At 66.3% G+C, this 26,164-nt stretch carries 32 protein-coding genes; 11 read left to right on the top strand and 21 right to left on the bottom strand.

What is annotated here, in order from left to right; genetic code table 11:
• Positions 1-44: 44 nt before the first annotated feature.
• The 7 genes from P8R42_09115 to P8R42_09085 form a co-directional block, all read right to left on the bottom strand.
• Positions 45-206 (bottom strand): hypothetical protein, encoded by a 162-nt coding sequence (locus P8R42_09115; GenBank protein ID MDG2304801.1) that lies wholly within the window; start codon positions 204-206, stop codon positions 45-47.
• Positions 207-402: 196 nt separating this feature from the next.
• Positions 403-669 (bottom strand): glycine zipper domain-containing protein, encoded by a 267-nt coding sequence (locus P8R42_09110; GenBank protein MDG2304800.1) that lies wholly within the window; start codon positions 667-669, stop codon positions 403-405.
• Between the two features lie 5 nt (positions 670-674).
• Positions 675-1,043 carry a Rap1a/Tai family immunity protein gene (locus tag P8R42_09105; GenBank protein MDG2304799.1) on the bottom strand — a complete coding sequence of 123 codons (369 nt, stop codon included), beginning with the start codon at positions 1,041-1,043 and terminating at the stop codon, positions 675-677.
• A 73-nt stretch (positions 1,044-1,116) separates the two neighbouring features.
• Positions 1,117-1,278, bottom strand: a complete 162-nt coding sequence (locus P8R42_09100; protein MDG2304798.1) for a hypothetical protein — start codon at positions 1,276-1,278, stop codon at positions 1,117-1,119.
• Positions 1,279-1,663: 385 nt separating this feature from the next.
• The gene (locus P8R42_09095) at positions 1,664-1,834 is read right to left on the bottom strand and encodes a hypothetical protein (GenBank protein ID MDG2304797.1); all 171 of its coding nucleotides are present in this window, start codon (positions 1,832-1,834) and stop codon (positions 1,664-1,666) included.
• Between the two features lie 117 nt (positions 1,835-1,951).
• The gene (locus P8R42_09090; protein MDG2304796.1) at positions 1,952-3,076 is read right to left on the bottom strand and encodes a hypothetical protein; all 1,125 of its coding nucleotides are present in this window, start codon (positions 3,074-3,076) and stop codon (positions 1,952-1,954) included.
• Positions 3,073-3,723, bottom strand: a complete 651-nt coding sequence (locus tag P8R42_09085; protein MDG2304795.1) for a 2-hydroxychromene-2-carboxylate isomerase — start codon at positions 3,721-3,723, stop codon at positions 3,073-3,075. The genes P8R42_09090 and P8R42_09085 overlap by 4 nt, the downstream gene beginning before the upstream one ends.
• Positions 3,724-3,876: 153 nt before the next feature.
• Here P8R42_09085 and P8R42_09080 point away from each other — a divergent pair, with 153 nt between their 5' ends.
• A complete protein-coding gene (locus P8R42_09080) occupies positions 3,877-5,661 on the top strand; it encodes a response regulator (protein MDG2304794.1) in 1,785 nt (594 codons plus the stop codon).
• A gap of 5 nt (positions 5,662-5,666) precedes the next feature.
• On the opposite strand, the gene P8R42_09075 is transcribed toward P8R42_09080, so the two are convergent.
• Entirely contained in the window at positions 5,667-6,104 is a 438-nt protein-coding gene (locus P8R42_09075) for an OB-fold domain-containing protein (GenBank protein ID MDG2304793.1), read from the bottom strand.
• A 4-nt stretch (positions 6,105-6,108) separates the two neighbouring features.
• Positions 6,109-7,266: a lipid-transfer protein gene (locus P8R42_09070; GenBank protein ID MDG2304792.1), complete on the bottom strand. Its 1,158-nt coding sequence runs from the start codon at positions 7,264-7,266 to the stop codon at positions 6,109-6,111.
• 68 nt (positions 7,267-7,334) lie between these two features.
• Here P8R42_09070 and P8R42_09065 point away from each other — a divergent pair, with 68 nt between their 5' ends.
• The 4 genes from P8R42_09065 to P8R42_09050 are packed head-to-tail and all read left to right on the top strand — an operon-like array spanning position 7,335 to position 10,014.
• The gene (locus tag P8R42_09065; protein ID MDG2304791.1) at positions 7,335-7,964 is read left to right on the top strand and encodes a hypothetical protein; all 630 of its coding nucleotides are present in this window, start codon (positions 7,335-7,337) and stop codon (positions 7,962-7,964) included.
• Positions 7,965-8,024: 60 nt separating this feature from the next.
• On the top strand, positions 8,025-8,933 hold the full coding sequence (locus tag P8R42_09060; GenBank protein MDG2304790.1) for an alpha/beta hydrolase: 909 nt from the start codon (positions 8,025-8,027) through the stop codon (positions 8,931-8,933).
• Positions 8,934-8,936: 3 nt separating this feature from the next.
• On the top strand, positions 8,937-9,638 hold the full coding sequence (locus P8R42_09055) for an alpha/beta fold hydrolase (GenBank protein MDG2304789.1): 702 nt from the start codon (positions 8,937-8,939) through the stop codon (positions 9,636-9,638).
• 13 nt (positions 9,639-9,651) lie between these two features.
• A complete protein-coding gene (locus P8R42_09050) occupies positions 9,652-10,014 on the top strand; it encodes a hypothetical protein (protein MDG2304788.1) in 363 nt (120 codons plus the stop codon).
• 18 nt (positions 10,015-10,032) lie between these two features.
• On the opposite strand, the gene P8R42_09045 is transcribed toward P8R42_09050, so the two are convergent.
• The gene (locus P8R42_09045) at positions 10,033-10,599 is read right to left on the bottom strand and encodes a chalcone isomerase family protein (GenBank protein MDG2304787.1); all 567 of its coding nucleotides are present in this window, start codon (positions 10,597-10,599) and stop codon (positions 10,033-10,035) included.
• A gap of 62 nt (positions 10,600-10,661) precedes the next feature.
• Here P8R42_09045 and P8R42_09040 point away from each other — a divergent pair, with 62 nt between their 5' ends.
• Together P8R42_09040 and P8R42_09035 are read left to right on the top strand one after the other, a co-directional pair.
• Positions 10,662-11,312 carry a lysoplasmalogenase gene (locus P8R42_09040; protein ID MDG2304786.1) on the top strand — a complete coding sequence of 217 codons (651 nt, stop codon included), beginning with the start codon at positions 10,662-10,664 and terminating at the stop codon, positions 11,310-11,312.
• Between the two features lie 22 nt (positions 11,313-11,334).
• Complete coding sequence (locus P8R42_09035) at positions 11,335-12,123, top strand: dienelactone hydrolase family protein (protein MDG2304785.1); 789 nt, start codon at positions 11,335-11,337, stop codon at positions 12,121-12,123.
• 15 nt (positions 12,124-12,138) lie between these two features.
• On the opposite strand, the gene P8R42_09030 is transcribed toward P8R42_09035, so the two are convergent.
• Positions 12,139-12,699: a TetR/AcrR family transcriptional regulator gene (locus P8R42_09030; protein ID MDG2304784.1), complete on the bottom strand. Its 561-nt coding sequence runs from the start codon at positions 12,697-12,699 to the stop codon at positions 12,139-12,141.
• Positions 12,700-12,757: 58 nt separating this feature from the next.
• Entirely contained in the window at positions 12,758-13,432 is a 675-nt protein-coding gene (locus tag P8R42_09025; GenBank protein MDG2304783.1) for a cytidylate kinase-like family protein, read from the bottom strand.
• A gap of 104 nt (positions 13,433-13,536) precedes the next feature.
• On the opposite strand from P8R42_09025, the gene P8R42_09020 reads away from it, so the two are divergent.
• Positions 13,537-14,841 carry a hypothetical protein gene (locus P8R42_09020; GenBank protein ID MDG2304782.1) on the top strand — a complete coding sequence of 435 codons (1,305 nt, stop codon included), beginning with the start codon at positions 13,537-13,539 and terminating at the stop codon, positions 14,839-14,841.
• A gap of 867 nt (positions 14,842-15,708) precedes the next feature.
• On the opposite strand, the gene P8R42_09015 is transcribed toward P8R42_09020, so the two are convergent.
• Complete coding sequence (locus tag P8R42_09015; protein ID MDG2304781.1) at positions 15,709-16,452, bottom strand: single-stranded DNA-binding protein; 744 nt, start codon at positions 16,450-16,452, stop codon at positions 15,709-15,711.
• A 15-nt stretch (positions 16,453-16,467) separates the two neighbouring features.
• A complete protein-coding gene (locus tag P8R42_09010) occupies positions 16,468-17,448 on the bottom strand; it encodes a 3'(2'),5'-bisphosphate nucleotidase (GenBank protein ID MDG2304780.1) in 981 nt (326 codons plus the stop codon).
• Positions 17,449-17,548: 100 nt separating this feature from the next.
• On the opposite strand from P8R42_09010, the gene P8R42_09005 reads away from it, so the two are divergent.
• Both P8R42_09005 and P8R42_09000 read left to right on the top strand, forming a co-directional pair.
• The gene (locus P8R42_09005) at positions 17,549-18,544 is read left to right on the top strand and encodes an adenosine kinase (GenBank protein MDG2304779.1); all 996 of its coding nucleotides are present in this window, start codon (positions 17,549-17,551) and stop codon (positions 18,542-18,544) included.
• A gap of 45 nt (positions 18,545-18,589) precedes the next feature.
• Positions 18,590-19,915, top strand: coding sequence for a malonyl-CoA decarboxylase (locus P8R42_09000; protein ID MDG2304778.1), 1,326 nt, complete (start codon positions 18,590-18,592; stop codon positions 19,913-19,915).
• A 21-nt stretch (positions 19,916-19,936) separates the two neighbouring features.
• Here P8R42_09000 and P8R42_08995 read toward each other — a convergent pair whose 3' ends face one another.
• Genes P8R42_08995 through P8R42_08975 form a run of 5 tightly spaced genes read right to left on the bottom strand, consistent with a single transcriptional unit; the run spans position 19,937 to position 23,498 of the window.
• A complete protein-coding gene (locus P8R42_08995; protein ID MDG2304777.1) occupies positions 19,937-21,001 on the bottom strand; it encodes a hypothetical protein in 1,065 nt (354 codons plus the stop codon).
• The gene (gene xrtH, locus P8R42_08990; GenBank protein MDG2304776.1) at positions 20,985-21,509 is read right to left on the bottom strand and encodes an exosortase H; all 525 of its coding nucleotides are present in this window, start codon (positions 21,507-21,509) and stop codon (positions 20,985-20,987) included. The genes P8R42_08995 and xrtH overlap by 17 nt, the downstream gene beginning before the upstream one ends.
• A gap of 49 nt (positions 21,510-21,558) precedes the next feature.
• Positions 21,559-21,771 (bottom strand): hypothetical protein, encoded by a 213-nt coding sequence (locus P8R42_08985; GenBank protein ID MDG2304775.1) that lies wholly within the window; start codon positions 21,769-21,771, stop codon positions 21,559-21,561.
• Positions 21,772-21,810: 39 nt separating this feature from the next.
• Positions 21,811-22,578: an ABC transporter permease gene (locus tag P8R42_08980; protein ID MDG2304774.1), complete on the bottom strand. Its 768-nt coding sequence runs from the start codon at positions 22,576-22,578 to the stop codon at positions 21,811-21,813.
• A complete protein-coding gene (locus tag P8R42_08975; GenBank protein ID MDG2304773.1) occupies positions 22,575-23,498 on the bottom strand; it encodes an ABC transporter ATP-binding protein in 924 nt (307 codons plus the stop codon). The genes P8R42_08980 and P8R42_08975 overlap by 4 nt, the downstream gene beginning before the upstream one ends.
• A gap of 80 nt (positions 23,499-23,578) precedes the next feature.
• On the opposite strand from P8R42_08975, the gene P8R42_08970 reads away from it, so the two are divergent.
• Positions 23,579-23,791, top strand: coding sequence for a hypothetical protein (locus P8R42_08970; GenBank protein MDG2304772.1), 213 nt, complete (start codon positions 23,579-23,581; stop codon positions 23,789-23,791).
• An 11-nt stretch (positions 23,792-23,802) separates the two neighbouring features.
• On the opposite strand, the gene clcA is transcribed toward P8R42_08970, so the two are convergent.
• Together clcA and P8R42_08960 are read right to left on the bottom strand one after the other, a co-directional pair.
• Positions 23,803-25,425, bottom strand: a complete 1,623-nt coding sequence (gene clcA, locus P8R42_08965; protein MDG2304771.1) for a H(+)/Cl(-) exchange transporter ClcA — start codon at positions 25,423-25,425, stop codon at positions 23,803-23,805.
• 71 nt (positions 25,426-25,496) lie between these two features.
• On the bottom strand, positions 25,497-26,054 hold the full coding sequence (locus P8R42_08960) for a Smr/MutS family protein (GenBank protein MDG2304770.1): 558 nt from the start codon (positions 26,052-26,054) through the stop codon (positions 25,497-25,499).
• Positions 26,055-26,164 lie beyond the last annotated feature (110 nt).

The raw sequence follows: 26,164 nt of genomic DNA, 5'->3' as shown, positions 1-26,164 counted from the left end.
GGAACCGGACCGCCGCCGCCAGCCCATCCGCCGACGGCGCCATGCTAGCAACCCTCGAGGAGCATACGCCGCTCGAAGTGGGTCGGCCCCTCCCCGAACGGGTTCTGCAGGACGCGAATAGCCGACTCCTTGTTGTCGATCCCCCATGCGGCGTCGGCTCCAGGCGCGCCTCCGCCATCGGCACGGCGCCCGTAACCGGAAGTCACTGGATGGTCTGGGTGACGCTCAGACTCTCCAAACTCGTCCCGGAGCGACGGGAGTATGGAAGGCCTTCGCACGAACCACGCCGGCGTAGTCGCACCACAAGACGTGGAGATACAGCGACACGTCGTCTTGGAGCAGCTCGTCCGGCGCTCGTCGCCTCCTGCAGGCAGATCGACGGCAAGCGCGTCGGGGATTATCTCATTCGGCGGTCTGCCCCGCCTGGTATCCTTGACGGTAGGAGTTCTGCTTCTCCTTGTCGTACTGGTCGTACAAATAGCCACCGAGGAGCCCCGCACCGGCTCCGGCCGCGGCACCGAGGCCCGCGTTCCCCGCGATCGCGCCGATGATGGCGCCGGTACCGGCACCCAGGGCGCCACCCGAGAGAGTCCGCTGCTGCGTGGCCGACATGTTGGAGCAACCGGCCAGTGCGAGCGTGAGAGTGAGCGTCACAATCAGAATTCTCATCGCCGTTACTCCTTCGTGCACGCGTACGCGCCCGCGAGATACTTGAAGAGCGCCTGCACCGCGCCTTCTTGCATGTACTCAGGATGCGTCGCCGACCAGTCGATGAACCCATCGACCGCCTGCTGACGGGTCGGAGGCTTCGCCGGGATACATACGAACTTTCGCCCGGCCGCCTGGTAGTAGTCCCACGCACCGACACAGTAGCCATGACAGAAGCCCATTGCGGCCTCGTACAAAGGATCGGTCTTGGGCGTCGTGCAGACGTCGACTAGGTCTTGCGCTTCCTTGATGTGGAAGTCTTCCGTGTCCACGGCCTCCGCGGACACCGGCGCCAGGAGCGCCACCACCAACATCCATCCAAACATTCGCTTCATCGGAACCTCCTCGTCTTTCTCTCTCCTTCGTGACCATCTGCGCCGCCTGCGTCAAGCGCTCGTGCCCAAGAAATCACCGAGACGGCTCGGAAAGCCGCTCCGCGATGCCGCGCGCGATCACGCGGTAGCCCTCGGCGTTCGGGTGAACACCCTCGAGAAAGAGGGGCGACGACTCCGCGTCCAGGACCGGCCGAAGATCGAGGCACTCGAGCTCATATTCCGCACAGAGAACCAAGACAGCCTCCTGCGGTATGAGTTCCGGGGTATGTTCACCTGGTCGGCGTCCGGCAGGGGCCCCACGAGGAGACGAAGGTCGCGAGCCCTCGCTTCTTCCCCGAAACCTCGAAACGAGCCGGCCATCACCTGCCAACGCTCTTGGGGCCGGTCCCGGAAAAAACTATTCCGCCGCGCGGAGAGGTGGCGCTCCAACTTCGAAGCCGGCCGTGTGTTCTTGCGTTTCAACGCGCTCAGACCACGCGAGAGGAATCCGAACCCGAACGCCGGCAGAAGCTTCAGCGAGAGATGCAGACCCGAGACGTTCGAGAGCTCACCCGCCGGGACCCGCAGCTCCTGATCGCGGACGAGCACGCCGAGCTGCCGCCCTCAACCGGCTCCTCCTCTCAGCGCGGCCACTTGAGCCCGAGAGACTGAAACCGGCGCAAATAATACCCGGGCTCGCGTTCGACCAACTCGTCGATCTCACGATCGCCGAGCGCGCCGTAGGCGATCCGCGCCTCTTCATCCAACTGTTCGAGCCGCGAGACAGATCGGCTCTCCTCACCCTGGGCCATCGGTCGCATGCAAAGCAAAACGCATGTTTTCCGGGCGAAGGTCAATTCACAGGATGTGGAAAACTGTCCGCAAGTTATCCACAGGCATCAATCACACATTCCCGTAAGAAACAGAGTTCACTCTTGACTGCTTGCTTCGGATTTCTCCGCGCCGCTGCCCGCATCCTTCATTCCGGCCTTGTCGAAAGCACCGAAGAAGCCATGCTCGTGCAGACCGAAGCCCACGTTGCCTTCGTACTCGAAGCGCGCGACGTGATCGACGAGCGCGTACTGCCCCAGAGGCGTGATTTCCTCGTTCGACATGTCTAGGCCCTGTACGACGAGTGGCCCCTGGTACATCCCGTGTCGCCAGTCCTGCTCCATGCCGTACCCGGTTCCTACGGCGACGAAGCAATGAGTCAGCGGCTCGGCCGAGACCTCGAACGCGCCTCCGGGCGCTTCTGGAAAAACCAGCGTCGATCTCTGCACCATCCGCGAGCCCGGCTCCATCGAATGCCGCCATTCCGGACGGCCCAACCACTCCGGCTTTTTCGCCGGATCCTTCCAAATGCGCACGGCCTCCTCGAGGGGCCGCTCCCCGACGTTCGTCTCGTTCAGGATGTAGAGGATCGAGTGATCGTCGAACTGCATGGGAGAGTAATTCCACATCCCGGTCATCTGCCCTTCCGAGCCCCGGATCCCGGCGGCCTCGGGCTCGCCGACCGGGCGAACGCCCCAGGAGCGATCACGGGTTCCCTTCCACCGGTCCGGCGTAACCTCGAACGACTCATTGCCCACCAGGAGGGAACCCGACCACGTCCCCGTCTGCGCGAAGCGGCACGTGTCGAACAACACGCGTCCGTGCTTGCGGATGTACTGGCGGGGTTCTTCGAACGCCGGGATCGAGCCTTCCCACACCACGTCGGCCGCAATGCCGTGCTCGTTCGGCTCGAGAATGAAGCGGAGCTTGTGAAGGGGCTCGATCACCTCGATGCGGAACGGCCCGACGGACAGATCGATCCGGTCCCCGAGTTCGCGCGAAGCACGCACCACTCGGTGGTGGTCGCCGCGACGCACGACGGCGAAGGCATCCTGCACGCCCAGATTCGGGTACTGCCCCATGCCCATGATCATCATGAGCTCGTCGCTCGAGCCGTGCAGATTGAAGTAGTAGCGATCGTAGAAGTTTCGGTCGCTGGTGCCGGCGTGCCGAATCGGCTCAGCAACCTGGTGAACCGGATAGTCGTCCCAAGAAGAAATCATGTCGCGCTCCCTCCCCCTTCGCTCAGTGCGGCCCGCACGAGCTCGAGGCGATCGTTCCCGAAATACATGTCGTCGCCGTTCACGAACATCGTCGGCGACCCGAAGCCCCCGCGCGCGATCACTTCGTCCGTATTCACACGCAGCTTGTCTTTGTAGGTTTGCGATTCGACCTTGTCGCAGAGGCCCTCGGCATCGAGGCCAACCCGCCGGGCGATCGCCCGCAAGACGTCGGGCTGTGAGATGTCCTGTAGATCACCCCAGTACGTCTCGAACACGGCCCGCGCCCAGGGCAATAGCAGGCCATGCTCCTGCGCGACAAAGCACCCGCGCATCGCCCGGACACTGTTCACCGGGAACACCGGAGGCTGCCCAATTGCGAGGCCCGCGACCCGCGCCCAGTCGGCCAGGTCCTTCATGTAGTACCCCGCCTTCCGGCGAGCCCCCGACGTGTCGTCGCCGCCAAGCGCCGTGGCCATGCGGCTCCGCTGCTCGTAGAGATCCCGATTGACGGCATTGAAGACCCCGCCCACCAGAATGGGGCGCCACTCGACGCCGGCTCCCGTATCGCGAATCACCTCCTGAACCCGGTGGAAGGCCAGGTAAGTCCAGGGACTCGAACAATCGAAGAAGAACTCGAGGCGTGCCATGGCTCGACACGGAGGTATCGGATGGCGCCTGCGCGGTCGAGGCCGAAAAAGATCGTGTTCCGTGGAGGCGTCACCTCTGATAGGCCCCAAGGCATCCCCCCAGGGCCCCCGATGCCGTCCGTCCAGTCGCACACCGATCTCAACCCAGCCCACGTGGACGCGAACCGCGTCAAACTATTCGTGCACCTCGCCGTCGGGGTCTGGTTGGTCTACGCCGCGCACTGCGCCGTAAGCGGCAGGTGGCGCACGGTCGAACTCGACCTCGCCGTGGCATTCGGCACACTCGCCCTCCGATCTCTCGCGCAATCCTCAGACGAGCGACGCGTCCGAGTCGCCGCCCACCTCACTCTCACGTTGTCCGGCGTCGGCCTCATTGTCGCCGCACTGCTCTCGGGAGGATCGCAATCTCTCGCGGTATGGTTCCTCGTCATGATCCCGCTGGGCGCCGCCTACCTGCTCTCGGTGCGCGAGGCGGTTGCCTGGGGCGTGCTCGCGATCCTCGGCATGGCCGCCGTTCAGATGCCGCACGGTTCGGCCGCGATCCCGACCGAGTTCCTCGTCGAAGGCGCGGAGATGTTCGTCGGCCGTGCCGCCCTCGTCGCATGCGCCCTCACCTTCGCGCTGATCGCCAAGCATGCCCTGATGCAGCAGGTGGAAACGGCAGCGCACTTCGCCCAGACCATCGCCGCGCAGGCGATCACCCTCGAGGAGGCCCGCGACGACGCGGTGAAAGCCGCCGCCCTGAAGGACGAGTTCCTGGCGACGGTCAGTCACGAGATTCGCACCCCGATGAACGGAATCATCGGCATGACCGACTTGCTCCTTGAAACGGAGCTCGACGCAAAACAACGCGACTTCGCCCACAGCGCGCGCCGGTCCGCGGACGGACTACTCGAGATCCTCGTCGACATGCTCGACATCTCGAACATGCAGCGGGGCCAAGCCGAGATCCAGGTCGCCGACTTCGACCTCGCCGCCGCGGTCTCCCGTACGACGACTCCCCACGAGGCAGCGGCCCGCTCGAAGGCGCTGCGCTTCGAGCTCGCGATGGCACCCGGGCTACCCCGCTTCGTTCGGGGAGACGCGCGACAGCTCTCGCGCGTACTCGACGCGGTCGTCGCCAACGCAATCAAGTTCACGACGTCGGGAGGTGTCAAGGTGTCCGTTGAGGCGACGCACCGCCCCGACCTTCGACTCGATCTACTCTTCGAAGTCCGCGATACCGGAATCGGAATTCCGGAAGATCGCCAGGCCTTCATCTTCGAGGCTTTCGCCCAGGGAGACGGATCGCCGACGCGCTCGCACCAGGGGTCCGGGCTCGGCCTGTCCGTGGCCCGCGCGATCATTGAGCACCTCGGCGGCGACATTCGGTTCGAGACCAAGCTGAATGAGGGGACGACGTTCTCGATGCGATTCCCCGTCGAGCCCGCCGGACTCACGATCTCGCCGGACACGAAGGCCGAACCGCCGCGACAAGCCAAGGCGCAGGCGGGCTCGCGCCCCCAGCTCCGCGTCGTCGCCTCGAGCATCGACGCGACCGCGGGCAAACGAGTCCTCGTCGTCGAGGACAACCCGTCGAACCAGAGGATCGCCGAGCGCCTGCTGGCTCGGCTTGGCTACGCGAGCAACATCGCCGAGAACGGCCTCGAAGCCGTCGCCGCCGTGAAGCAGGAGAAGTACGCACTGATCCTCATGGACTGCCAGATGCCCGAGATGGACGGATACGACGCCACCCGCGCGATCCGGCTCCTCGACGGCGACGCGAGCGCGACACCGATCGTAGCCCTGACGGCCAACGCGATCGCCGGGGACAGAGCGAAATGCCTCGAAGCGGGCATGGACGACTACCTGTCGAAGCCGGTCCGACTAGCCGACTTGCAGAGCATCACGACAAAGTGGATCCGGCCGCCGGCCGCTGAAGCGCCCGGCGCGCCCTGAGCTGATCAGGACCGTACCCACCGGGGCAGGTACACATCCCCCACCGGTGCGAAGACCGCTCTCACCGGTTCGCCAATCTGAACGGTAGCCGGATCGATCTCTCCGATGGACCCGTCGGCACTCACGACGAGGTTTCCAACGAGCCGCAGGGTGGGGTCCTCCTCCAGCGAGACGAGGATCACGTTGTAGGGCGCGACCTCACTGTACGCGGGCAGCAGCGGAGGATGCGGGACGACGAAGGACCAAATCGTGCCCCGCCCCGACAACTCCTCCCAATCGTTCTCGAGCGAACGGCAGGCCGGACACATGGGACGAGGCGGAATCCGGCGACGACCACACGCGCCACACCGTTGGACCCGAAGCTCGCCACGAGCGGTCGCGGCCCAGAAAGGCGCGTTGTCGGGGTCATCGGAGTCGGGAAGAAGGAAGTCGGTCTCGGCCATGGCTCTACCTCCGCAACAGGACGGCGCTGGTCGGGACGCCTTCGCCGCTCGTCACCAAGCAACATTCGGCATCTTCGACCTGAGACGTCGAGGTCCCCCGCACCTGTCGAACGCCCTCCAGCACCAGATTGAACCCGTGCACGTACGCCTCGGACATGCCGCCACCGGAGGTATTCGTCGGCAGACGCCCGTTCGGCCACTCGAGCGCACCGTTCTCCGTGAACGCCGCCCCCTCCCCGCGATCACAGAACCCGTACCCTTCGAGAGAGAGAGGGATCAACGGACTGAACGCGTCGTACAACTGCGCCACCGGGACGTCGGCCGGCCTGAAGTCGCTGCGCTCCCAAAGCAACCGAGCACACGCGTACGACGGCCCCATCAGCGGATCGTCGCAGAAGTAGTTCGTCATGACCTGGTGCTGCGTCGGAATGCTTTGCGCGAACGAGTGGATGTACGCGGGCGGCTGGCGCAGATCCTTAGCCCTCTCGGCGGGCACGATCACCACGGCGAGCGCGCCGTCGGTCTCGAGGCAATTGTCGAACAGGCACAGCGGCTCCGAGATCCAACGCGCGTTCATATACTGCTCGCGCGTGAGCGGCTTGTCGCGCATCGTCGCGTTCGGATTCCGGTTCGCGTGCTTGCGGAATGCGAGGGCGACGTTGGCAAGATGATCTCGCGTGGCGCCGAACTCGTGCATGTAGCGCCGCGCGAGAAGCGCGATCTCATCGACGGGCCGCAGGAGCCCAAAGGGTCGACTCCACTGCCAATGCCCTTGGATCCGCTGCGAGACCTGCGACCAGGGCCGACTCGACTTCGAGGCCCGCTTGCGTGCGCGCCACGCAACGGCGGCCTTGCACTGCCCGGTCGCCACCGCCATCGCCGCATGACCGACGACGCCGCAGCCCGCACCGCCGCCGAACCCGGTCTGGCTGAAGTACGTGATGTCACCGAGGCCCACGTTGCGCGCGACCTCGACCTCGCGGCCCTCTTCCATCGAGAACATCGAGAGCCCATCGATCTCGGAGGGCGCCAGCCCCGAATCGTCGATGGCCGCCGAGATCGCCTGGCAGGCGAGCGACAGCTCGGTGTCTTCGAGCCCCTTCGCAAACCGGGTCTCGCCGATCCCGACGATTGCAGTCGCGTCCTGCATTCCTACCGTCATGGTTGAGCACTAATCACTCCGTGTCGTTCGATGCCAGTAATCGCTTGGGACCGGCCAGGACCCGACATATGCAGGAGAGAGTGAACGCGCTCTTCCCGATGGCAATCGCCGCCCTGGCTCTCACCACCCTGGTTTCCTGCAAGGCTCCCCCCGAGGTGGAGGAGCCACAAAGCGAGGTCTCGACCGGACCCCTCCTGACCTTCACCGTCGATGGCGCGGGATTCGACGAACGGACGTTCGCGCCCGACCTGACCACCATGACCAATCATTGGGTCTACGATCCGCGCACAAAGCAGACCCGAATCCACATCTCCGGCCAGGAGGGCGACTGGCGGAGCGGGATCGACCTTGTCGTTGCGCTCACGGGCCCGGGCCGATTTGAGGCCGACCGCTCGTATCGCGGCATGGACCGCGGGTTCTCCGTCGCCGTCGCCGACCATCGAAACGGTGCCCGCACGGCGTTGGTCGGTGTGGACGCCGTTTTGGAACTCGAACCCAACGACGCCACTCCGGAGACGATCTCCGGCACGTTCTCGGGCCGCTTCGCCGTCGGACACCGCACCACGGGGCGGGACATTCTCGACACGCCGCCCGAGGAGCGGACGTACGCGACGATTCGCAATGGCCGTTTCCGGGCCCAGTTCAAAGACACCCTCCACGGCGAGGGGCGCACCTGGCCTGTCGATCCTCAATCGTAGAAGCACAACGCCTGCGCGAGAGCGGCGCAGCCGCAAAGCGCCCGCTATGCTGATCGGACGATGTCCGAGGTTTCCTATCCCGGTGCGGTCCCGCCCGAGCGCAGTCGCTGGCTCGAGTCGTTTGGCCTTCGCTTGCGCGTGCACGAGTGGGGAGACCCCGAGCGAACCCCCGTCGTGCTCATCCACGGGATGTTCGACCACGCGCGAACCTTCGACGTGTTCGCACCGCTCCTCGCGGAGCGGTTTCGCGTCGTCGCGATGGACGCCCGCGGCCACGGCGACTCGGAATGGGCGACGAGTTACCCCTGGGTCACCGACGTCCTGACGATCATCCAACTTCTCCGCTCAAACGGCCGCCCCTCGCACTTGATCGGCCATAGCAAAGGCGGTGGACAATCCACCGACGCCGCCGCGCGCGCGCCCGACGACGTACTGCAGCTCGTGAACATCGACGGCTTCGGACCACCCGAGGGAGGCTTCGGGCCGGGTGGCGCCGCGCGCCCGGAGCGCACTCCGCCCGAGTACCTCGGCGACTTCTTCGAATGGCGCCGCACGTCGAGCGAGCGCTCGGGTTGGCGCGCGTTCCCTTCGATCGACGAGTTGGCGCAACGCCGACAGCCGCAGAACCCGCGGCTGAGCCTGGAGTGGCTTCGGTACTTCACCTCGTACGGCGCCTTCGAGAGCGATCGCGGGTTCACCTGGAAGAGCGATCCGCACTCGGTCCGCGGCTTCGGTCCGTTCCAACCGGACTGGATCGCCCACGGCTGGAAGCCACTTCGCACACCCATGCTCGCCGTCACCGGAACCGAGGAGGACACCTGGGGCCCGATCCCGGAAACGCTGATCCAGGAACGTCTCCGATTCGTGGGCGACGTCGAGCGGGTCTCGATCGACGGCACCGGACACTTCGTGCACATCGAACGCCCCGAAGAGACGGCCCGCGTACTGCTCGACTGGCTGGGGGACTGATCCGTGAACACGCGCCGTATCCAAGCCGGGCGACTCGAACTCGCACTCCATCGTCTCCGCGCGGCAGAGGGCCCGCCCCTACTCCTCCTCCACGCTCTGTACGGCTCGGGGAAAGACTGGACGGACAACCTCGCCGCGTGGCCGGGCCCCGTGTTCGCACTCGATTTTTCGGGCCACGGCGAGTCGCAGTGGCTGGCGGGTGGCGGCTACTACCCGGAGCTCTTCGCGGCGGACGCCGACCAGGCCGCTTCGGAGATCGGCGCCCGCCACGTGGTCGGCACGGGCCTCGGCGCGTACGTCGCACTCCTGCTCGCCGGCGGCCGCCCCGACGACATCGACGCCGCCCTCCTCCTGCCCGGCGTCGGCCTCGGCGGGCTGCGAACCCTGCCCGACTTCGAGGGGATCGTAGCCCGAACCGACGAAGACCTCGCCGCTCTCCAAGCGCCGCGGCACGATCAGACCGGGACCGACCCCATGGTCCGGATGGCGGAGCACGACATCCGACCGGTGGACTACACGAGCTCGTTCGCCGGTCGCGCCCGCCGGCTCCTGCTCGCGCGAGGCGACGCGCCTACGCCGCCCTGGTGGGCCGCCGTGGGGGGCCTGCCGGCTGTGACCGAGATTGACAACACGCCCGACATGGTCGGGCTGGCCGCCCGTGAGTTCGCGCCGGCCGCGCTTCCAACCGGGCAAACACAGGGGTAAGGTGCGCGCCGTGATGAAGAAGGTCTCGCTCCTCGCCCTCGCCTTGCTCTGGATGGCCTGCTCGACGTCGAGCACCCGGCCCGGCTCCGCACCCGTGCGGGCGCAGAACCTCTCCGCGCGGGAGCAACCCATGGCCCCGAGGGCGATCGTCTCGACTCCGCCTCCGCCACTGCGAATCGATCCGCCGAAACCCTCGAGCCCCGGCGGGCCCGCGATCTATCGGAGCGGCCACTACCAGTTCCGCAACGGCCGCTACCTGTGGATCCCCAGCGCGTGGGTGAACCCGCCTCGCTCGGGCCTCACGTGGATTCCGGGCTTCTACCAGCAGACGCCCGAGGGCGGCATGTTCATCAACGGACACTGGCGCAAGAGCTGAGCGCCGGCCGGGGTCGCCTCAGCCCTTGCCGAGCATCCCGTCGCGAAGGGCATCGCCTCCCGGCGGGTTGGGAGCGAGCCAGATCCCCCAAAGCGCGCGCATGAACGGCGCGCCGGCGATCGTCCCCTCCTTCTTCCCGTTGATCGTCACGGTCGTGCCGGTCCCCGGCACGTAGTCGATGTTGCAGACGTCGCCTTCCTTCAGGGGCTTGTTGAAGAAGCCCTTCAGCGCGGCTTGTTCCCCCTGCAGGCTGTTCGGGGCCGTGATGGCGAATCCATCCGCCATGCCCTTGTTCATCTCATCGTGCGAGATCTCACGAACGAAGCGCATCGAGATCCGCTTCGTCTCGTCGGTGTCAGTCGCCTTCTTCGCGTCCGTCGTCTTCGTTTGAAGATAGAGGCCGGCGACGTAGACCTTCGCGAAGACGAACGCCTTGCGCAGGCCCAGGCCATTCAGCGGGATCGTCTTGCCACCCACCTCCGCCGAATCCGGCAGAGTGACACCATCGAGTTCCGCCGCAAACGACGACGGGACGACCAAGAGGCCCGTCAGTACCCCCACCAAGACACGTGCTCGGAACTTCATCTCCACCTCCGAAAAGCGTAGCGCTTGAACGCAGCGCAGCGGCCCGCCAAGATCCTCGAGCCATGCCGACTGCGACCGACCCCTCCTTGTACGCACTTGTCACAGTCTTGACTACGGCTGGCCTCGTCCTCTGTGACCGGTTTGGATCGCGCCTCGGCCGGGGCATCCTGAAGCCGATCGCCGCGACCGGCTTCGTTCTCACCGCCTGGGCGGCCGGGGCCCTCGATTCGACGTACGGCCAGTGGATCTTCCTCGGGCTCCTCCTCTCCTGGGTCGGAGACGTCGCGCTTCTCGCGCGGGAGAGCCCAGGACTCTTCAAACTCGGGCTCGTGAGCTTCCTCCTCGGGCACGTCGCGTACTCGGTCGGCTTCGTGGCCCGCGGGATCTCCGCCGACGCAGCGCTCGGAGCCGCCGCCGCCCTTTCCATACCCGCCGTCATCGCGCTCCGCTGGCTCACCCCGCACGTATCCGACTCGATGAAAACACCCGTTCGCGCGTACGTCGTGGTGATCACCCTCATGGTGCTCCTCGCGATCGCCACGGTCGCGCATGCGGGCAACCCGTGGATTCTCGTCGGCGCCGTTCTGTTCTACCTTTCGGACCTCGCAGTGGCGCGCGAACGCTTCGTCGTCCGGTCCTTCTGGAACGGCGCGTGGGGTTCGCCCATGTATTTCGTCGGGCAAGTCGTGCTGGCGCTCACGGTGCGGCCCTAGCGCACCTACCTGGAGGCAAATGATGCTCGATGGATTCGATTCGTTCGGTTTCACCCACGAGGGTGTGCGGCGCGACGTCTACACGCGCGGCGAGGGTCCCGGTGTCGTCGTCATGCACGAGATTCCAGGCATCACACCGGAGGTCGCCAGGTTCGCGCGACGCGTCGCAGACGACGGGTTCACGGTGTTCGTGCCGCACCTCTTCGGCAAACCGGGCCAGCCCCTCTCGCCCGGGTACGCGCTCGGCCAGATCCTACACTGCTGCATCAGCCAGGAGTTCCACGTCCTCGCCGAGCGGGCCTCGAGTCCGATCACGGACTGGCTCCGAGCGCTCTGCCGCGAAGCGCATCAACGTTGCGGCGGACCGGGCGTCGGCGCCATCGGCATGTGCATGACCGGGAACTTCGCGCTCTCGCTGATGGTCGACGAGTCGGTGATGGCGCCCGTCCTGAGCCAACCATCGCTCCCCTTCGGCTTGAACGCGGCGAAGCGCGCGGCTCTCCACCTCTCCGACGACGATCTCGCCGTCGTGAAGAAGCGCGCCGCGTCCGGGTGCGGCGTGCTGGGCCTGCGCTTCACCGGAGACAAGATGGTGCCCGACGAGCGGTTCGAGCGGCTGCGTCGCGAGTTGGGCGACGGTTTCGAGGCCGTCGAGGTCGACTCCAAGCCGGGAAACGCCCACGGCATCGCCGCCACCGCGCACTCTGTCGTCACCACAGACCTAGTCGACGAAGAGGGTCACCCGACCCGCGCGGCGCTGGACCGGGTCCTGGCGCTCTTTCACGACCGGCTCAGGGCCGCGGAAAACTGATCCCGCGATCCGTTCTCAGTCGTCGATCAGCTTCGAGAACAGCACTTCCTTGAACGCCACGTTGCCTTCCTCTGTGCTCGTACCGGCGAGGAGCTTGAACTGCTCCTCGGTGAACATCGAGCGGAGGATCACTGCGCCCACGAAGCAGATCATCTTCATGCGACGATCCATCGGCGCATCGCCCATCTGCCCGAGCGCCTCCATGAGGAAGAGCTGGATCGGGTGCATGATCTCGCGATCGGAGAAGGCCCGCTTCTCGGGATCGCGTGCCCCCTGCAGGTCCAACCAGATTTGAACGAGCTTGGGATCCCGGATGGCGTAATCCGCGTAGTGCTCGAGAACCGCAAGCGGCCCCTCGCTCTCGAGTAGACCGCGAGCCTCGGTGAGGTACTCCTGTGCCAGACGGCGACCGCACTCCTGGTGAAGCGAGCCCTTCGAGCCGAAATAGTAGTTGATGCTGCCTGCGGTCACGCCGGCATGTTGCGCGATGTCGCGAACGCTCGTGCCTTCAAAGCCGCGCTCCGCGAAGAGAGCCGTTGCTGCGTCCTGAATTCGTGTAGCGGGCTCGTCACTCATGAGTCGATGATCCCCGGGCGACGACGGCCGCAGATTGCGGCCGCCCCGGTTGCCCGCTCTAGCTCGAGAAGCGCTGCTTGAACGCCGCTTCCACCAATTCTGCCCCACCTTCGATGGTCAGGCTACCGGTATTCACGACGACGTCGTACAGCAACGGATCGGTGTGCTCGACGCCAAAGTGATGCTTCCAGAACTCGGCGCGCCCGGCATCCTCACGCTCGAGTCGCTCCGTCGCCTCGTCCGACGAGACCTTGTGGATCCCGGCGAGGCGGTCCCGACGCCATTCCTGCGGCGCGACGACCAAGACACGCAGCGTATTTTCAGCCGGGAGGATGCAGGCCCCACCGCGCCCGAGCACGATCGTGTTGCCGCGCATGCCCAGCGTGCTGACAATGCGCACGGCATCGCGCAGGTAGTCGCTCTCCGTGAAATTGCGACGCCGGAAACCATCTAGAATGTGACGCTCGATCGCGCTCTCGACGTGCTCATCAAGACCCTCGACGAGGCTCTTGTTGACGCCCTCTTCGGCAGCGATCTGATCCACGATCTCGTGCCCGAAGATCCCGAAGTCCAAGCGGACGCCGAGCATCTGAGCCAGTTCTGTCGCCCCCGAAAAGGGGAGCCGGGAGAGCGCGACGGAGGGCCTCGGAGCCTGCTGCTTCGAGTCTTCGTGAGCCTTCTGCCAGCGAAGTGCCTGCTGTTCGACTAATTCACCAATGCTGTTTCTTGCCATCTCTACCTCTGTATATCGGACCGGACGCCATTTTCGAGCTTCTGGGTCCCCGGGGCCCGGCGGCCGGCCCTTGGTTCAGGATGGCGACGGGATACCCTTGCGGGATGCAAGATGCACGAGGAGTCGATGTCTCGAGCGATTCCGAGGCCGCCATCGCGGCTCTCGACCACTTCTCCGAACAGATGCTCTCGCTCGGTCCGACCCCCATGCGCGTCTTGAGCGACGCGGACGAGAACCCGGGCTGCGGCCTGCTCCAGGCCCAGGCCGCCGTCTTCCACCTCTACGGGATGACCGAGGCCGACAACGCCGCCGCCGCCACCTTCCTCGCGAGGGCGCGCGCCACGGGCCGACCCGGCCCCCGCGAAGATCTCTGGTACGCCGGCGTCGACGCGTGGCTGCGGGGCGACTACGAAGCGGCGATGGACGGGTTCGAAGAGATCACCGGACGCTGGCCCCGCGACCTCCTCGCCGCGAAGGTCGCCGAGTTCCACTACTACGCAACCGGCCAGCACTGGCAGGCCCGCCGATTCCTCGCGCACATGGAACGAATCGCTCCGGTGAACCAGGATTCGAGCCACTTCCTTTCCATGCACGCGTTCGCGCTCGAGCTCTCGGGCCGGTTCGACGAAGCGCGAGCCCTGGCCGAGCGCGCGATCGACATGGTCCGCGCGAGCCCCTGGGCCCATCACTGTCTCGCCCACGTCTTCATCCGCCGCGGCGAGATCGAACACGGCGAAGCCGTGATGCGCGACCTAGAACCGACATGGGACGAGAGCGGCCAACCCATTCACGGACACAACGCCTGGCACCTTGCCCTGTTCAGTCTCGCGCGGCTGGACTTCGAAGAAACCCTTCGAATCCATCGAAAGAGTGTCTCCGGCGCGCTCCCCGGATCCGTCGGCGAACAAGTCGATGCGATCTCGCTGCTCTGGCGAATCGAGATGGCCGGCCGTGAGCTCGACGACGAGTGGGCCTCGCTCGCCGACTACCTGGAGCCGCGAGCCGAGGAGTGCTTCATCCCGTTCGTCACCGCGCACAACGTGTACGCGCTAGCGCGGGCAGGCCGGACCGAGGCCGTGGAGTGCCAGATCGCCGCCAGCCGGCGCGCGCGCGATGCCACAAGCGGCGAGCGTCGCCGCGTGTGGGACGACGCGGGGCTCGCGCTCGTCGACGCCTGCGCTGCCTTCGCGCAAGGCGACTCCGTCCGCAGCGCGACTCTGCTCGAGCCGGTCGTGGAAGGCATCGGCTGCGTCGGTGGGAGCGACGCGCAGGACGACCTGTTTCGACAGACGTTCCTCTCCAGCTTGATTCGCGCCGGCCGGCGCGAGAGCGCGAACGCCGTCCTTGCACGGATACTCGACGGGCGCCCTCCGTCGCCGCTCGAATCTACGTGGGGAGCACAGAGCTAGACGGGCCGCGCGGCGACTGCTCTGCGCAACCTGCGCCGTCTACACATCCTTTGCGTAGCGCACCATGGCGCCCCATGTGGCGAAGGTAGAAATGCGGCGCGGGACTGCGGAGATCAACCGTCGCACCCTTCTTCGAGCGTTCGCACCGCGGTATTCTGGTCTTCCCTAAAGCGGCCACACCTCGCTCCGACCCTCGGCCGACACGGAGCTCTGAACGTATCGCAACGTCTGTTTCCGGATTGGGCCTCAAGCGCTTCGGGGTTCTCGAACGCAGCCCCGGGCTCATCGGAATCCATACGCTCGAAGGGCGGCTTCTGTACATCAACACCGCCCCCGCTAACAGCGCTTGGATACGCGGCCGACGAGATGATCGGACACGAGTTCCTCGCCGAGCCCATTCGCCCGTACTTCCCCATCGCCATGCGACAGCTGCTTCGGACCGGATCCGGGCGCGGCATCACGTCCGTGGTCACCCGTGACGGTCGGGAACGCAGCTGGTTCTTCCGACACGTCCTGTGGCAACGGGAGCCCGAACCGCTGGTCCTCGCCGACTCGACGGACCTCACGCAACTGCACGTCCTCGACGACGTGCTGCACGAAGACGATGGGCCGTTTCTCTTCCTGGCCGAGAATACCCGGCAGGTGTTCTGGGTCCGCAACCCCCGTCAGCCCCGGCTTCTCTATCTGAGCCCCGCGTTCGAAGACGTCTGTTGGAGACCGCGACACGAGCGGTGCGGGACTCGGACTCGCGATCGCCTCGCAGCTCGTGCGGCCCATGGACGGTGCGATCGAAGCCGAGAGCGAACTCGGCCGTGGCAGCACGTTCCACTTCAAAGTGCGCCTCCCGGGCCCGGACGGAACCGAGCCCTACTGGCGATGCTTCGCGCCGTCGCACAGGCCGAGCGCTCGCATCTGCGCGTCGACCTCCTTCACCCAGCCGCGGTTGGCCCGGGGATTCGCCGGGCTCGGATGAAGGATCGTGCCGATCTTCGGCCCCTCGTCCCCGAGGACGAGCTGCGCCCGCTTGCACGCAAAGCCTCCGATGCCGACGACCCATTCGGGCTCGAGGATGCGCACGACCTGCTTCAGGTGGCGATCGCACGCCGCGAACAAAGGTTCGCGCTCGGCCGGAACGAGCTTGTCCGGGGTGCGATTCCGCCCCGTTTCTTCCATGAATAGAAGCGGGCAGTAGTTCGCGATGTAGTGGTCGGCGAAGAAGCGCTCCGGCGTTCCCCAATGGTCCGCGATCGCGTCCCAGACGCGTGTTCCGCTGACCTCGCTGCGCGTGCACGCAAAGCCGAGAATCGGCCGTTTAGGGTGCTCGATCTTCGGGCGACCGATCCGGGCCTCGATCCCCAACCAATCTCGAACCCGGCTCACCTCTCCGAACGGCACCCCGGTCTGCGCCATCCCGAACGGGCCGGGATTCATCCCGAGGAAGAGCACCCTCTTTTGACCGGCCGCAAACGCATGGACGTAAGCGCGATGACCGGCGGCCGCGTACTCCAGCGGGTCGTACACGTGCGTCACCGGCTCCCCGAAGGAGAGCGGCGCGAGCTCTCGATGCAGACGGCGCGCGGCCGTCCATACCCGCTCGGCTCGACGATCCATCCTTGCGCTCGCCTCCTAGCTGCCGAGCACGGTACGGACGGCGTCGAGGACCTGATCGTGGATCGCACCGCTCGTCGCGATGATACCGCGATTCTGATCGAGAGTACGGCCGAGCGTGAAATCCAGATCCTTGCCGTCGGCGTCGGTGACCCGACCGCCCGCGGCCTCGACCACGGCCTTCCCGGCGGCATGATCCCAGATCTTCTCGCGGTAGTCGGCGCGCGTCGGAAGACGCAGGTAGATAGAGGAATCACCCTTCGCGACGGCCGCGTACTTACACTGGCTATCGATCCGGTACGGCTCCGCGGTGATGCCGAGGCGCCGTGCGATTTCCTGCGACTGCCCCTGGTCGGAGTGACCGGATTCCACGGACTCACAAAAACGCGCGGCCGCGACACTCGCCGGCTGGGCAACGTGGATGTCGCTCCCGGCGGCACCGGGATCCGACAGCGAGTACCCCTGCGGCGACACGCCCCGCCCCCCGACGAAGAGCGCACCCGTCCCACCCGCGAACGGAAGGTTCGGGCATCCGAGAATACCGAGCGTCACCTGCCCACCCTCGATCAGGCCGAGCGCGACCGCGTACTGCTCGCCCCGCAGAAAGCCCTTCGTGCCGTCGATCGGGTCGAGCGTCCAGTAGCGGTCACCCTTTGCGTCCGCGCCGCCCAGGTCGATCGCTTCGAGGACCTGTTGGGCATCGAGATCGCCCTCGAGCTCTGCGGAGACGCGCTCGACGACGGCGGCACACAGCGCGGCGTTCTCGTCGGTGCGCAGATCGGCCGCGTCTTCCTCGCCGACCACCCGGTCGCCCGGCAGGGCCTTCTGCAGTAGCGAACAGACGATCGCCTGCGAGGCGAAGTCCGCAACCGTGACCGGACTCTTGTCCTTCTTCTCCAGAGTATCGGCCGTCACCAACCGCTTCTGGACGTCCACACAAATCCTCGCGGCGGCTCGTACCGCCTCCACGCCTGCTCGAAGCTCCGCTTCTCGTTCCACCAAGTCTGCCTCCACTATACCGGTTCGCGGGAACTCTACGGGACGCCTCCGGCTCAAGCTACGTGCCAGGTGCGGGACCGTGTGGTAGCCACGAACCCCGATGCCGAATGCAAAATACGACGTCCTGGGAATCGGAAATGCCATCGTCGACGTGCTCGCGAGCACAGATGAAGCCTTCCTCGTCGAGCGCGGCCTCACCAAGGGCGCGATGCAGCTGCTCGACGCCGAGGCGGCAGAGCAGCTCTACCGGGAGATGGGCCCGGGCGTCGAAGCCTCGGGCGGATCCGCTGCCAACACGATCGCCGGCATTGCATCGTTCGGCGGGAGCACGTCTTTCGTCGGGAAGGTGAAGCGGGACCAGCTCGGCAACATCTTTACACACGACGTCCGCGCCCTCGGGGTTCACTACGAAACGCCGATAGCCGAGAGCGGCCCCTCGACCGCACGCTGCCTGATCCTCGTCACGTCCGACGCGCAACGCACGATGAACACCTACCTCGGCGCTTGCGTGACGCTCGGCCCCGACGACGTGAACGCCGACGACGTCCGGGACTCCGCGGTCACGTACCTAGAAGGTTACCTCTGGGATCCGCCGGCCGCGAAGGAGGCCTTCCGGAAAGCGATGAAGATCGCGCACGAGGCCGGACGAAAAGTCGCCCTCACGCTCTCTGACGCGTTCTGCGTCGACCGCTATCGCAGCGAGTTCCAGGAGCTCGTCGAGAGCGGCGTCGACATCGTTTTCGCGAACGAGACGGAGATCTGCTCGCTCTACCAGGTCGACAACTTCGACGACGCGCTCCAAAAGCTCCGCGGCAAGACGACGCTCGCGGCGCTCACGCGGGGCGAGAAGGGATCCGTGGTCGTCTCGGGGGACGAGGTTCACGTGATCGACCCCGAGAAGGTCGAGCGCGCGATCGACACCACCGGCGCCGGCGATCAGTACGCGGCCGGCTTCCTTTTCGGCTACACGCGAGGATTCGACGTCGCCCGTTGCGGCGCGCTCGGCGGCCTGGCGGCAGCCGAAGTGATCTCGCACTACGGGGCGCGTCCGGAAACCCCCTTGCTCGACCTCGCAAAGGCCAAGGGATTGATCTAACCCAGTTCACCCCCGAGTCCGATACACGTGTCACGAGCCTAGACCGTGAGCACCCACGAACGCGATATCTGGAGACGTCGGATTCTCGAATGCCTCGAGGGGCCCGGCGGTGAGGTCTCCGCACGGGCCCGCGCTGCCGATCTCGCCAGAGCCTACGCCGAGCTCGACCGCGACGCGCGCCGGCGCTTCCTCACCGTTCTGGCGGAGGACTTCGCCCCGGGCCGCGAGGCCGTGACCGCGGCGATCGCGAGCTACCAGAACGCAACCAACGCAACCGATCGGGTCGCCAGCGAGGCGGAACTTCGTGCGGCACTCACCCCGCCCCGCCGGCGCCTTCTGACCCAGTTCAACGGCGTCGAGGGAGGCGTGAAGTTCCTAGTCGACATGCGCGCCGACCTGCTCTCGATCGCCTCGCAGAGCCCGGAACTCGGCGGCCTCGACGAAGATCTGAAGAAGCTCCTCGTCTCCTGGCTCGACTTCGGGTTTCTCGAACTCACACGGCTCACGTGGAGGTCGCCCGCCCTGCTTCTCGAGAAGCTGATCGCCTACGAGGCGGTCCACGCCATTCGCGACTGGGAGGACCTGCGCAACCGTCTCGACTCCGACCGTCGATGCTACGGGCTCTTCCACCCGTCGATGCCCGCCGAGCCGCTCGCCTTCGTCGAGGTCGCTCTCTGCGTCGGCGTGTCCCGCAGCGTACAGACCCTGCTGGACGAAACCGCGCCGGCCGGAAACCCCCGCCATGCGGACACCGCGGTCTTCTACTCAATCTCGAGCCCGCAGACGGGACTACGTGGAATCAGCTTCGGCGAGTACCTGATCAAGCGCGCGGTGGACGTCCTGAGTCACGACCTGCCCCGACTCACACAATACGCGACGCTCTCCCCGATCCCCGGCTTTCGGGTGTGGCTCGACACGCGCCTCGCACGTCAGCCGGAGGCGCTCCATGTCGAAGGGGCCGACGCCCAACTCGCGGCCGGCGGGGTGCGACAGATGCTCGACGAGCGGAGCTGGACGGCCCGCGAGGCGCCGCGGCCGGCGATCTCCGAAACATTGCTCGCCCTATGCGCACGCTACTTTGCCGAACGTCGCGCCGACGGCCAGCCGATCGATCCGGTCGCCCGCTTCCATCTGCGAAATGGTGCGCGGCTCGACCGCATCAACTGGCTCGGCGACGTGTCCCACAAGGGCATCCGGCAGTCCCTCGGTCTCATGGTGAACTACCGCTACGACCAGGACGACATCGACGCGAACCACGAAGCATACGCGAAGGAACGCGAGCTTGCGGTCTCCCCGGCCGTCCGCGACCTGATGGGACGCAGCGGGGTCGCGCTCGACCGGATCAGGGCGGCGCCGGAGCCCGGAGGCTAGGAGCGTGCGCCAAGACGGCGCCTAGCCGCCTTCGACCGCGGCACACCCCTTCTCTGCAACCCGACGCGTCCTTACGAGCACCGGTGGGAGTTCCCCGCGCGCGCGCATCTCGATCTGCCGAACGGCGTCGCAGGGACGCCGGAGCGCCGTCAGTGCCGTGGCTTCCGCGGCGACCAACCGCGGGCTTGGCGGGCCGTCGCGAAGAGCCTGCTGCGCAACCGTGAGCGCGTCCCCCGGCCGCCCGGACGCGAGCAGGCTCTCAGCGATGCCGATCCGCGCGGCATGCGGATTGGCCCCGTTGGCCATCGCCTGCTCGAACGCATCGACCGCCCCCCGCGCCCCTCGGGTCCGACTGGCCGCACGAGCATAGGCGAACCATACCTCAGCGGACCGCGGATTGAGCTCCGCGGTCTGTTGGAAGCGCGCGAGCCGAGCCGCCGGACCGGGTGGGGACGTGGGGAGCATCGACAGCGCGAAGACGGCGGCGAACGTGCCCCAAAGCCACATAGGCACCGCCCAGGAGGAGCGCCCGTCGGTGGAGCCCTCCTCTGCCCACACGAATCCGTACGCCAACAACGCGAGGGTCGCGGGCAGCAGCATCTGGATGAAGTCGATGCTCCCGTGCGCCTGCTCGATGAATTGGCGCTCGGGCTCCGACAGCAGCAGGACGCCTTCGCGACCCTTGGCCCAGACCGCAGAGACCGTGAGCACCTCGACCGCCGAGATCGCGACCATAACCAGGAAACAAACGAGCAATGTGCCGCCGATGAGCGCCCATCGGTCCGCCCAACCACGAACAGGAACCGCAATCGAGAGTCCCAGGGATCCGATCACGAAGAGGGGGAGGTTGCCGGCCGCCCACCGTCCCATCCACTGCCCCGGCGTAAAGAAGAGCCCTCGGATGTTCACCGTATCGCCGGAGACCTCGAGCCCGGTGATCAGGGGCGGCGTCCAGACCCACGACAGCAACACCTCCGTCGCGCGCGCCACGACGACGAGCGTCGGCTCCCCGAGTGGAATCCACAGAAGATAGACCGCCGTGACGCCGACGACGGCCCGCAACAGAAAGCTAAGCGCCCGCGCCAACCCGAGCCGTCGGTCGGACGAAGTACTCCGCCCAGAAAATCCAAACCCCCATCGAGAGCGCGATGATGAGAGTCTGCCAGACATAGATGTGGACCTGCTCGAACGCCGCGGGCCAGTACGCGCCGAGAATCAGGAGGCTCACCACGCGAACCAGATTCAGAAGAAAGATTGTCGGAACGCCGATCGCGACTCCCCAGAGCCGCGCGACCCAGGTGGTCGGGAACGCAAGCACGGCCGCGAGATAAATCGTCGTCGGCAGGACGCCGTTGCACGCCTCCACGACGATGACCCAGAAGCCGTCGAAGGCCAGGCGATTGCCCTGCACGGTCGCGGTCCCGAACGGGGACAAGATTGCCCCGGACAAGCGCGCGATGAGGGTGCAGAGCGGGTCGTGCAACACGCGCTCGATCGGCCCGGTGGACACGATCCAGCGGAACGCGATCACGAGCCCGAGAAACGTCGCGGCGAAGCGCAACACGTCCCGGCGGGCACTCGTCGACTCTCTCACAATACGACGTGTACTCGCCCAGCCCGCTTCTGGCCAGCCGGCGACACCCTCACGCGCAGCGCACTCCGGGACCGAGCTTCTTGAGCATATCGGCCTCCAGCGTGTGAATGTCGTCTCTGCAGTGCTCCTTGTTGAGTTCAGCCAGGCGGGGACGGCCCGCGTCCATTTCGATCTCACCTTCACGCAGCCCTCCGATCGCCCTGGCGATGGCGAGCGCGCGCGTCGCTAGATCTCCGTCGGCCTCGTAGGAGATCTTCGTCATGCCGCGAACTTCGCTCAGGGCGGCGCCACAGCTCAAACCTCAGCTCGTGAGCCGACCCACCATTCCCCGGCGGGCCCCCCCGAACAGCAGAACGGACAGGCCGACGATGTAGGCCAGGTCCCACAGGGCGATCAGGCCCAGATCGCCCGAAAAGCAGCCACGGGCGAGCCGGACCGGATGAAGCAGCGGCAGGACTTCGGCGAGGATCAGCCACGCGCCGCTCAGGCGTTCCTCAATCGGAAAGAAGACGTCCGAGAAGAGAAACAACGGCGTCAGAAAGAGCGTGAAGTAGAAGCTGAAGAAGTCGATCGTCGGGACGCGCAGCGTGAAGGTGATGCCTATCATCGCGAACAAGAGCCCGGTGAGCGGAACGACGGGCAACGCGAGAAGAGCTCCCGGCATCGGCGCCAGGCCGTAGAGCGCCACGACCAGGAAGAAAATCCCACCATAGATCGATGCTCGGGTCACGGCCCAGAGGACCTCGCCGGCAAGGATGTCCTCCGGCTGCAGGGGCGTCGTCAACATCGCGTCGTACGTTTTCTCGAAGCTCATCCGGACGTAGATGTTGTACGTCACTTCAAAGCTCGCCCCGTTCATCGCGGCCACGCAGATCAGGCCCGGCGCGAGAAACTCGACGTACGAGAGGCCCCCCATCTGATCGATGTAGGCACCCACCCCGATACCGATCGCCATCAAGTAGAAAACCGGCTCGAAGAAGTTCGGGAGCAGGTTGAGCTTCCAGGTGCGCGCGTACATCGACGCGTTCCGTCGCCAGACGGACAGGGCGTGCGGTCCTGAGAGAATCACTCGTCCGCCTCCTCGATGCTCGTCCCCGTGAGTGCAAGGAACACATCCTCTAGATTCGTGGGCCGCACGACCGGCCTCGATCCGCCGAGTCTGTGGGCGCGCTCGAGCAGCGGCGCAACGTCGTCCGAGTAGACGATCAGCCGGTTGCCGGCCCGTATGCGGCGCGTGCCTGAGCCGTCCCCCAGAACCTCTCGCTCGGTCTCCTCGTCGCAATCGATCTCGAGCGCCTCGGCAGCGAGGTGGCGCGCGACCAGTTCCGCCGGCGATCCTTCGCTCTTCACGCGCCCGTCGGCGAACACCGCGACGCGGTCACAGAGACGCTCGGCCTCATCCATGTAGTGCGTTGTGAGGAGGACGGTCGTACCGCGCGCCTGCAACTCGCGGATGCGGGCCCACAACGCCTGACGAACGGCCGGGTCGAGCCCGGTGGTGGGCTCATCTAGAATCAATAGATCCGGCCGATTCATCAGCGACATCGCGATCGACAATCGACGCTGGTACCCGCCCGAGAGATCCCGCACGGGCACGCCCGCGTGCGAACGGAGCTCTAGGAAATCCATGAGTTCCTCGACCCGTCGCCCCAACTCCGGCTCGGCGAGGAGATGATAGCGGCCGAAGATGCGAAGGTTTTCCTCGGGGGACAGCGCCTCGAGCAAGGAGTTCTCCTGGAGCGTCACGCCGAGGCGGGAGCGTACCGCCCGCGGGTCGCGCGAGACGTCGACGTCGAACACCCGAATCTCACCCGCCGTCGGGCGCGTGACGCCGTACACCATCCGAAGCGTGGTCGTCTTCCCCGCCCCGTTCGGGCCGAGAAGGCCGAAGCACGACCCCCGCGGGACGTCGAGATCGACGCCGTCGACCGCGAGCCGCTCGCCGAAGCGCTTTGCCACGCCCCGGAGGGTCACGACCGATTCCGACACCCCGCAGACCTAACCGGACGGCCGGGCGCCCGCCAGCTGCCCTAGCCGGCCCCCGGCCCTACACCGATAACCGTAAAGCCATGCAGATCGCCCACCCAGAGGATCTTCCGAGCCTCGGACACTCCCTTTTCGTGGTCGTGGCCCTAGAGTACCTGGCCCAGTTCGGACGTCACGTGCTGCCCCTCTCACAGTCGATCACGAGCAAGCTCCCCGACCCGGCGCACGACGGGCGAGAAATGCGTCACCTGGAATCGATCGCGAACGAGCTGTTCACACACCCCGCACCCGAGTAACGACGCCGCGTTCAGCTTCCGTCGCCCGCGACGCCGAGGTGAAGGAGCGGAACCGCCTCGGCCGCCTGCGGCGCCACGACTACCGTGATCCGGTCGCCGGCCTCGAGCGTGAACTCGGCCGTCGGCACCTCGGCCGTGACACCCCGCGTGACCGTGATCAGGATGCAGCCCGGCGGGAGCCCTAATTCCCGCACCTTCTTACCCTCGAACGGCGCCCCCGATGAGATGTTGAGCTCCAGCAAGAGCGTTTCAGCGAGCTGCGGCTTCTCCTGCCAGCGCTCGAGATCGCGTCGCAACAAGACTTCGTAGATAGGCTTGTCGTTCAGATAGTCGGCGAGGCCACCCGCGGTCAAAACCGCGACGAGCAGCGGCAGGACCAGCGAGTAGTCGCCCGTCATCTCCACCATCAGCACGATCGCGGTAAGCGGGGCCCGAACGACCGCGGCGAACACGGCCGCCATCCCGACGACCGCGAAGGTCTTGGAGTGCGAGACTGCCTCGGGAAACCCGGCGCTCGCCAGATCCCCGGTGATCATCCCGAGCGCGGCGCCGAGAACGAGCATCGGTGCGAAGATCCCGCCCGGCGCGCCCGTCCCATAGCTGACCATCGTCAGCGCGAAACGCAGGAGGAAGAAGCCGACGAGCATTTCGAGTGGCAGCGCTCCACCGAGCGTCGCTTCGACCAGACCGTGTCCACCGGCGAGCGTTCCCGGGAAGAACCAGCCGACGAGTGCGAGGACGATCCCGACCAGACTCCCCGTCACCCAGAAAGGCCACGGCTTGATCTTGGCAAAGATCTCGATGCTCGCGACGAGCGCGCGGTTGAACGCGATGCCGACGAGCCCTGCCAGCGCTCCAAGCAAGAAGAAGAACGGCAGCGAGGCGAGAGACGGAATCGGGTAGGTGCCGACGTGGAAGACCGGCAGGTGTCCGTATAGCGATCGCGCGGTGACGTCCGCGGTGACCGACGCGATCAACGTCACGGTGAACACCGCCGGTGCGAAGTCCTTCTGGACTTCCTCGAGGACGAACACCAGTCCCGCGAGCGGCGCATTGAACGCGGCGGAAAGCCCCGCCCCCGATCCGGCGGCTATCAGGGTCTGCCGCTCACGCGGCGTGCACGGAAACCAGCGGCTCACCATCTGGCCAATCGCCGCGCCCATTTGAATCGTCGGGCCCTCGCGACCGAGCGCGAGGCCCGCGCCGATCCCCGAGACGCCGCCGACGAACTTCACCGGCAGGACCTTCGCCCAGTGGAACTCTCGCAGGTGATAGAGGACGGCCTTGACGTGCGGGATGCCGCTGCCCGACGCGTCGGGCTCTACGCGTCGCACCATGAACAGCGCGAACGAAACACCGATCGCCGAGAAACCCATCGCCCCGAAGATCCCGTACCAGCCGATCTCTCTCGCGCGCTCGAACACGAAGTCGCGAGCGTGGTTCGCAGCCTCGAGCGACCACTGGAAACCGACCGCGACCAGTCCCGCGAGAACACCGACGAGCAACGCGCGCGGGAGCTGCCTCCGACGCTGCTCGTGCGTGCGGAGGAAGTCGCGCATCTGGCGTCGAACGGCTCGCGACGACGGGCCGGGATCCTGGATGGCCTCCTCGGCGTTGTCGGGACGATCGGCCATCGGGTTCCGTCCCCCCTCTACCGAGCGACGAGGAGGTGCGAAAGCCCGGAGATCGAAACGAGTGCTCCGATCTACCCGATTACGGGGTCTTTGGGGCGACGCAGCAGAACGTAGAGCGCACCGGCGCCGCCGTGACGGTTGTCGGCGGGGCCGATCCCGATGAGGCGCTCGCGGTGGGCACCGTCGGTGATCCAACCCGGGACGGCGGAGCGCAAAACACCGCCACCGTCACGCGCCGTCCCCGTCCCAGTGATGACGAGCAGGCAGCGCCGGCCCTCGAACCAGGCTTCGTCGAGGAATTTGTTCACAGAGACGAACGCCTCTTCCTGCGTGCAGCCGTGCAGGTCGACCTGGGCCTCGATCTTGATATGCCCCTCTTTGAGGCGCTCGTACGTGCGGCGGTCGAAGGCGAACGTGGTGTCGCCCGTCACGGTCGGCGTGGCGTCCTGTCGTTGGCGAAAGTGCTCTGCCAGCCCGGTCTCGGGCCCCTTCTGCGTTTCACCGGCCTCCGGCTCGCCAACGTCCTCGTCCAGCGGCTCGACGTCGGACATCGCCTGTTCCCAGGCGGAGTCGTCGTCCATCCCTACTTCTTCTTTTGGATCCCCGTCCACGCGACCATCTGGGGCCATTCACACCTCCTCCCAACCGAATGGGAGCCTTTCTAGGTCCATATCTAACACATCCCAACCCAGGATCCGACCGGGCGGGCCGAGAAGCCCCCGCGAATCACGGATAGGGC

It is taken from the genome of Candidatus Binatia bacterium (genome assembly GCA_029243485.1).
Lineage (GTDB): Bacteria > Desulfobacterota > Binatia > UBA12015 > UBA12015 > VGTG01.
The sequence above is the reverse complement of the archived record's forward strand: the minus strand, read 5'-3'. Positions and strand labels throughout refer to the sequence as shown.